At 34.7% G+C, this 6,528-nt stretch carries 10 protein-coding genes; all 10 read left to right on the top strand.

The features are described 5' to 3' along the window. Positions 1-1,176 (top strand): replication initiation factor domain-containing protein (locus MHB42_RS20590; protein ID WP_340808655.1); only part of this gene is annotated, 1,176 nt, incomplete at its 5' end. 88 nt (positions 1,177-1,264) lie between these two features. Then, positions 1,265-1,438: a hypothetical protein gene (locus MHB42_RS20595; RefSeq protein ID WP_340808656.1), complete on the top strand. Its 174-nt coding sequence runs from the start codon at positions 1,265-1,267 to the stop codon at positions 1,436-1,438. A gap of 97 nt (positions 1,439-1,535) precedes the next feature. Further along, positions 1,536-1,799 (top strand): hypothetical protein, encoded by a 264-nt coding sequence (locus MHB42_RS20600; RefSeq protein ID WP_340808657.1) that lies wholly within the window; start codon positions 1,536-1,538, stop codon positions 1,797-1,799. Positions 1,800-1,807: 8 nt separating this feature from the next. Next, positions 1,808-2,272 carry a hypothetical protein gene (locus MHB42_RS20605; RefSeq protein ID WP_340808658.1) on the top strand — a complete coding sequence of 155 codons (465 nt, stop codon included), beginning with the start codon at positions 1,808-1,810 and terminating at the stop codon, positions 2,270-2,272. A gap of 15 nt (positions 2,273-2,287) precedes the next feature. Beyond that, a complete protein-coding gene (locus MHB42_RS20610; RefSeq protein WP_340808659.1) occupies positions 2,288-2,455 on the top strand; it encodes a hypothetical protein in 168 nt (55 codons plus the stop codon). Between the two features lie 408 nt (positions 2,456-2,863). After that, the gene (locus MHB42_RS20615) at positions 2,864-4,399 is read left to right on the top strand and encodes a hypothetical protein (RefSeq protein WP_340808660.1); all 1,536 of its coding nucleotides are present in this window, start codon (positions 2,864-2,866) and stop codon (positions 4,397-4,399) included. Continuing rightward, a complete protein-coding gene (locus MHB42_RS20620) occupies positions 4,396-4,650 on the top strand; it encodes a hypothetical protein (RefSeq protein ID WP_340808661.1) in 255 nt (84 codons plus the stop codon). The genes MHB42_RS20615 and MHB42_RS20620 overlap by 4 nt, the downstream gene beginning before the upstream one ends. An 80-nt stretch (positions 4,651-4,730) precedes the next feature. Next, positions 4,731-5,465, top strand: coding sequence for a zonular occludens toxin domain-containing protein (locus tag MHB42_RS20625; RefSeq protein WP_340808662.1), 735 nt, complete (start codon positions 4,731-4,733; stop codon positions 5,463-5,465). 163 nt (positions 5,466-5,628) lie between these two features. After that, complete coding sequence (locus MHB42_RS20630) at positions 5,629-5,838, top strand: hypothetical protein (protein ID WP_340808663.1); 210 nt, start codon at positions 5,629-5,631, stop codon at positions 5,836-5,838. Positions 5,839-5,877: 39 nt separating this feature from the next. Further along, a complete protein-coding gene (locus MHB42_RS20635; RefSeq protein ID WP_340808664.1) occupies positions 5,878-6,078 on the top strand; it encodes a hypothetical protein in 201 nt (66 codons plus the stop codon). Positions 6,079-6,528 lie beyond the last annotated feature (450 nt).

Here is a 6,528-nt window from a genome sequence, read left to right on the forward strand (position 1 = left end):
CTTGTAGACTGGGTTACATGCTCTTTTAAAAGTGCAACTAACTTGCACCAAGTATTTAATTTGATTGGTATAGATAATCTGGAAAATTTAGAAACTCGTTCAGGTTCTCGATATGAATTTTCTGGGTATGATGTTACTCATAAATTAGGTAAAATATTTCTTTTACATAATTCTTCTGAAAATAAATGGTTGCTTGATTTGTCTGGACAAGCTTGTCGAGAATTTGAGTTGATATCTTGTTTTGATTTTGTTACATTATTTGGGATATTAGCTAATGTTAATGCATCTTATACTCGTTTGGATATTGCTATAGATGATTTTCAAGAGATTTATAATGTTAACATGATACGTAAGGCTGTATATAATAAACAGTGTGTTACACGTTTAGAAGATTGGGGCAATGCTGAACGTGGTAAAATTAAATCTGGTCGTGATTTTTTAACGATGGATAATTTTTATTTAGGTAGTCCGAATAGTCGTTATTTTATCAATTTTTATGACAAAAAATTAGAAAGACAAAATAAAGGACTAGATGTTGAATATGATACGTGGACACGTACTGAAGTTAGACTAAAAGATGAATATGCAGAAATGTTTGTTATGCATATTCTTGATTCTTCTGATACCATTGGAGAGCATATTTTTAGTTTGCTTAATAGTAAATTGGTCTTTTTAAAAGAGAGTGTTTTGTCTAAAGATAAAAATAAATCTCGTTTGTCTAAAGATATAAAAAATCATACCAGATGGTGGCGTAAGTTTTTAAATACTACGAAAAAATTACCACTTACAGTTTATAAACCATCTATGCCATTGATACATAGTAAGTCTTGGTTATTACATCAAGTTTCTGTGACATTAGCAATGTTTAATATTTATTTAAAAGATGATGATAAATATGATGAATTTATCAATGAGTTGGTTATAACTGGTTTAGATAAGATGGAATCTAAGCATTTGAAACGTATAGAAGATCAAATAGTTTTAGATAAATATGTAAAAGATGGAGATATGTCTGTTGAGTGGTTTAACACAGAAATTGCTCCAGCTTTGAGGAAGCAAGATTTTATAAGAAGGAGCGCTAAGCAAAAACGTGAGCATAAAAATAATGTTTTAGATGTTTATTGGAAGCAAGTTGAAGAACAACAAAAAAAATCTGCTTTGTCAGATTATGAATAAGACGCAACAGACTTTTAATGTTATAAGATAATGTGTGATAACAGTGTACTATAGTATATGTTGATTTGTCTATATGAGGAGGTACACTGTGGGTAGGAAGAGAACAGGGAATAAAAGAGATGTCAAATTAAGCGTCGATAATGATTTGTTAGACAAGTTGATTGAACTAAAAGTAAATAAATCTGCATTGTTTACTGAAGCAGCTTTAAAAAGGTTGGAAGAAATAGAGGAAAAAACTAAGAAAATAGGAAAAAGTGATTAAAAAGGGCTTGATTATTTAAGTCCTTTTTATTATTCTTAAAACAGAACAAAAAGACGCGGTCGCGAATATGTGTTCGTATAAAATGGAGGTATGGTAAATGTTGGAGAGTGTAAAGCCGTTAGTATTTATCCGTGCTGAGCGTAATAAAGGCTACAGTGAGAAAAGTAAAAAAGATTACGATTTTGCGAACATTACATTATCTGATGGTTTGGAGAGTTTGAAAGTTGATATACAACCAGAGTTGGTTGAACAATGTCAAACTTTATATAAAAAAGGAGATAATGTTGTTATTACTGTTGATATAACAGAGGTTAATAATCGAGCTAGATTTATAGTTACAAAAATAAAGAAAGCTTCTTAGTGTAGTGTATGGATGAGCAAGCCGAAATTATTGAAGAAAATGTAGTTACTCCTGTTCCAGAGATTGACTTTACTGAGCTGGAAACTAAGTTAACAGACTTGGTAGAGGTGCTTGAAACAGAGCAAGAACAAAAACAGCTCGAAGCTGAAAAGCAAGCTCAAGAAGCAGAAGAACAAGCGAAAATAGAAGAAGAGCAAGCGAAGATAGAAGCAGAAGCAGAGGAGCAATTGCAAGCTGAATCTGCGGCTACCGACGAATTTCGACAAAATTTGCTGACTGAGCTACAGGTTTTTAATGAAGGAGTTCGGGATTATACGGAATATTTCGAGGCAATAGTAGAGCATCAGAAGGTAGAATTGGAACTCTATAACGCTGTTTATTATGCGTCTGTGATAGTTATTATTTTTGGCTGTTTACTTCCATTGTTTTGGATTGTGCGTCAGTTCAAAAATATTCTTAATTGGTTTATTTGAAGGAGGTGAGAAGAAATGAATGGAGGAGCAATTTTTACATTAACAGATTTTGACATTTCGCCTATTACATCGACAATCAGTGCCAATGCACCGATTATCATTGGCGCTGGTATTACTATTACTTTGACAATAGCTGCTGTAAAATTTATCCCACGCTTGGTTAAAGGTGCGGTTAAGGGCTAATAGTTTAAGCTTGGGTCAGCTTTGGACTGATAATCTCAGCTAATAATCTCATAACTAAAATAGCATATCGCAATTGATATGCTATTTTTTTTAGCAAAATGTGTCCACAAAAAATGGAAAGGAGAAAAAGATGAAAAATAAGAAATTATTAATCTTTGCCATGTTTGCTCTAAGTTTTTTTATATTTTTGAATCTCGAGCTGACACTATACTTAGCAATACGCTTAGCATTGACGCTAGTGGTATTACTGATAGTTTTGACACTTTTGAAAGCAGTGGTTGGCACACTAAAAGTGATTGGCAAGGATGGTCAATTGCTACTGCAGAAGCTGCGGAATCACAAGACTATCAATCTCACAAAGTCGTCGAGTTAGCTGCTAGTGATGATAGTGATGACAGTGGGGGCTTTTTGAGTGGTATAGGTGATTTGCTTACGGCTGTCACAGACTTCTTCCGCTGGTGTGGGGATTTTTTGAGAAATTGGTCAGACGAAATATCGGATTTTTTAAATGCTGCTACAACGTCAACTTGTATTGCATCTCCTTATCCTTGTCTAAACGATGGTCCAATTGTCAGGGTGATTAAAGGTCAGGTCAATAGGATTGATGAGTATCTAAAGGATTTGCTTAAGCCGTTTGAGTGGAATGGCTCAGATACTAATCCGTCGAATAATGATGGTACTTTTACGAGGTTTATTAAGAGCCAAGTTATGCTGTTGAGGACATCTATTGACTTGCCGATTTGGTCTAAAACGTTCAATTACGGTGGTTCGCCTGCTGGTATATCTGATGCTGATGGGATTTTTGTCAAATTTATAAAGTCCCAAGTTTCAAGAATTGTGACTAGCATTGAAAAGCCAGAGTGGTTACGTACATTTGATTATGGTGGTTCGCCTGCTGGTATATCTGACGCTGATGGGATTTTTGTCAAATTTATAAAGTCCCAAGTTTCAAGAATTGTGACTAGTATTGAAAAGCCAGAATGGTCAAAAGCTTTTTATCACAAAGGATTTTCGTTTGCCGAGTATTTGGAATCAATTCTTAAGGAATTGAGAACATCTAAATTAGCTAAGCTGGAAGATGCTTTGTATTATAAAGATTTTTCTGTAGCTACTTATTTAGATTCTATTTTGAAAGAACTTAGAACATCTAAGTTGGCTAAGCTAGAAGATGCTTTATATTATAAAAATTTTTCTGTAGCTGCTTATATGGATTCTGTTTTGAAAGAACTTAGAACATCCAAGTTGGCTAAGCTGGAAGATGCTTTGTATTATAAAGATTTTTCTGTAGCTGCTTATATGGATTCTATTTTGAAAGAACTTAGAACATCCAAGTTGGCTAAGCTGGAAGATGCTTTGTATTATAAAGATTTTTCTGTAGCTACTTATTTAGATTCCGTTTTAGAAGAGTTGAGGTTGCAAACGCCTCTTTTAAAAGATATTGGTAATGGTGGTTTTGACAAAGATATTATCAAAATTTTTGAGGACATACGTGACAATATAAAAAAATTGGGTCAAACTACTGGTGGTAAAAATATTTGGGATTTTTTAACCGAGCTGGTAGGTACGATTGGTAAATCTCTTGATAGTATTTTAGATTTTGTAACAAATCTTGGTGACTGGCTGATTGAGCTTGTTATACCTCAAGACACTACTTTTGTAACGACTGCTTTTAACGATTTAAAGACTCAGTTTGACGATAAGTTGTCAATTTTAGTGACAGTTAAGAGTGCTTTTTCTGGGATGTTTAATGATAGTGAGAGTCCTTTATCAGACTATACAATTAATCTCCCTATCGTTGGTCGCCCAATACAGCTTTTAGATATGTCTATCGTGTCAGTCGGTGTCCCAATTTTTAAAAAAGCAATGTCTGGATTGATTGTAATATTTACGATTTTGCATGTTTATAAAAAAATCGTTGGTACCGGTGGGGTGATGGAAAAGTGATTTTAGAGCTAGTTATACGCTTATTTTTTGGGATTGTTACATTACTATTGTCTTTAATTCCCAAGATTGAGTTGCCGCAAAATTTTCTTAGTTTTATGGGTGATGCTAGTTATTTAATATCTTTTGCATCTTATTTTTTACCAATACCAACTATTTTAGCGTGTATTGCAGTCATTTTTGTTGTTGATAATATAAAGCTTTTAATGTCTATTTTTAATTGGATAATCAGCAAAATACCAACAATTAGTTAATTATTTTTGCTGGCTCGCCTGCCGAGCGTGAGCCGCCAGCCGAGCCAGCAAAAAAATAACAATGTGGGAGTTTATGATATATGTTTAAAAAGTGCAAAAAAGATGATATTACACAAATAAAAGACTATACTGCTGAGTCGTTTTTTATAAAATTTTTTAAATTTATTTATCTCTATTTTAAAGATTTGATTTTTTTGTTACGTAATGGTGGGATTTTTAAAGAGTATGGTGTGACAATGTATTGCGGTCAGCAAGGTGCTGGTAAAACAATCGCCATGACGGAATACCTTGAACGCATGCGCAAGAGGTATCCTAATGTGATGATCATTACTAACTATGGATATATCCATCAAACTAGAGAATTCAACGATTGGAAAGACTTTTTTGAAATCCGTAATGGTGCCGATGGCGTTATTTTTGCTATCGATGAGATCCAAAATGAATTTAATAACCGTTCATGGAAGAATTTCCCAGAAGAACTTATGTCTGAAATTACACAGCAGCGTAAACAAAAAGTAAAAATTGTTTGTACAGCTCAGGAATATTTAGACGTTGCTGTGCAGTTGCGTCGTCAGTCTTTTTTTATTGTTGATTGTTTTACATTTGCAGAACGCTGGGTTTTTACTCGATGTTATAAAAGACGTGACTACGAAAAAGCTTTGAATAGCACAGATGGTTTTTCAAAGGTGCGTAAGATTTATAGCAAGTCGTTTATACAAGATGCTAAATTACGCAGTTTGTATGACACTGAGAAGAAAATCGAGCGTCTGGAGAGGTCTACGTTTATGAGTAAGAGGGAAAGAGGCGTTGTCTGATGGATAAGATACTTGACTTTTTGTTTGGCATTGCAGTTTATTTATTTCTTTTTATTAACGAGTTTTTATAAAATTGTGTACACAAAAATTTTTAAGAAAAACGCGGACACATCGAGTACACTTTGTTATAATATAATTATATTACAACAGAGGAGTGTTGTGTGTGGTTAAAGATAAAACGATAAAAATGCGTGCATCTGCATATGACAAAGCTGTACTTAAAGCTATTGCGGCTAAAGTGGATCAGGAAAGGTCTTTTGCTGTTAAGACTAGCGAGTCTGATGTTTTGCGTATAGCTATATCAAATTTAGTTTTGCAGTATCTTACCGATGATGAGATTGTCCAGCTTAAATCGCAATATATGTTTCAGTAGAATGTGTAAAATGTGTACACAAAAAAAAGGAGGAATTTTATGAAATACACAATCTTTCGCACGTGCATAATTATTGACGATGATGCTACAGTGCAAGTCGCTGTAGCTGAGTGCGATAATCAAGAGCGTATGCAGCAGTTGCTAGATATGCTCGTAGACTACAACACAGATGTTATGTATATGTATCATGCCATTGACGAGGACGAGCATAGTTATGTTGCTACTCAGTATCAAAAGTAGTTATGTTTTTCCCTTCCCCTTGTATGGATTGGCTGAGGCGCTAGGGGGTGTGGGGGGATTCCCCCACGTTGCGATAGATGACTAGTTTGATAATTAGCTAGTGCGGCTGAGGCTTGTTTTTTGCCTTAAACTGTTGCGGTGTCGATACGAGCTTATGTGATACTTGTATGTCTTGTATCGGCGCACCGATTGCGTAAAGGCAAAAAATGGTGTATGTCAAGGGGGCTCTCGGTAAAAAGTTTTTGCGTTTTTTGCAAAAAGTTTTTACCGCCCTTGACGTACATCACCGTTACTTTGTTGCCTTGGTAAGTAATTACGAAATCACGACCACCTTTTTGGAATTTATTTGAAAAAATGGGAGAGGAGGAGTTTTGTTTGGGAGAAAAAACGGGGTCTGCGGGGTGCGGTACTACCCCCGCAGAAAATACTAAGGAAAACGCTCAAACTGTG

The organism is Lysinibacillus sp. FSL K6-0232 (genome assembly GCF_038008325.1).
GTDB lineage: Bacteria > Bacillota > Bacilli > Bacillales_A > Planococcaceae > Lysinibacillus.

What these genes read in the sequence shown, in the direction of transcription:
- MHB42_RS20605 (WP_340808658.1), top strand. Translation starts at nt 1,808, where the DNA reads ATGGATGAGCAAGCCGAAATTATTGAAGAAAATGTAGTTACTCCTGTT.
- MHB42_RS20635 (WP_340808664.1), top strand. Translation starts at nt 5,878, where the DNA reads ATGAAATACACAATCTTTCGCACGTGCATAATTATTGACGATGATGCT.
- MHB42_RS20600 (WP_340808657.1), top strand. Translation starts at nt 1,536, where the DNA reads ATGTTGGAGAGTGTAAAGCCGTTAGTATTTATCCGTGCTGAGCGTAAT.
- MHB42_RS20610 (WP_340808659.1), top strand. Translation starts at nt 2,288, where the DNA reads ATGAATGGAGGAGCAATTTTTACATTAACAGATTTTGACATTTCGCCT.
- MHB42_RS20625 (WP_340808662.1), top strand. Translation starts at nt 4,731, where the DNA reads ATGTTTAAAAAGTGCAAAAAAGATGATATTACACAAATAAAAGACTAT.